The 512-nt window shown below is 43.6% G+C and carries 2 tRNA genes; both read right to left on the bottom strand.

The window, feature by feature from the left end:
* Positions 1-217: 217 nt before the first annotated feature.
* Positions 218-302, bottom strand: a tRNA-Leu gene (locus EXE29_RS17380).
* A gap of 39 nt (positions 303-341) precedes the next feature.
* Positions 342-415 (bottom strand) — tRNA-Trp (locus EXE29_RS17375).
* Positions 416-512 lie beyond the last annotated feature (97 nt).

The following is a 512-nucleotide window of genomic DNA, read 5'->3' as shown; positions in this document are numbered from 1 at the left end:
GTCTACCAATTTCGCCACGTCCCCAATGGCTGGGTATATTATAGAGATAGACCGTTGATGACAAGCCATTTTCTAATCAATCAATCGCTTTTTTGTCATAAAAACAGCAATTAACTCATTTTATTTTTTCTACCCTACCCAACCGAAAATCTTTTATCTCAAACCCCAAATTTCAGGCAATAAAAAAGCAAGGTCTATGCCTTGCTCTTAAATTTGATGGTGGGGACGGAGAGACTCGAACTCTCACACCTTGCGGCGCTGGAACCTAAATCCAGTGCGTCTACCAATTTCGCCACGTCCCCATCAAGGGTGCTAACTCGCAGTTAGACTTTTTTAAAACTTGGCAGAGGATCAAGGATTCGAACCTTGACGAACGGTTTTGGAGACCGTCATGCTACCATTACACCAATCCTCTGTAACCTAATGACTAATCTATCATTAATCAATTAAGTGGTGGGGACGGAGAGACTCGAACTCTCACACCTTGCGGCGCTGGAACCTAAATCCAGTGC

The organism is Acinetobacter sp. WCHAc060006, from assembly GCF_004209135.1.
GTDB classification, from domain to species: domain Bacteria; phylum Pseudomonadota; class Gammaproteobacteria; order Pseudomonadales; family Moraxellaceae; genus Acinetobacter; species Acinetobacter cumulans.
The sequence above is the reverse complement of the archived record's forward strand: the minus strand, read 5'-3'. Positions and strand labels throughout refer to the sequence as shown.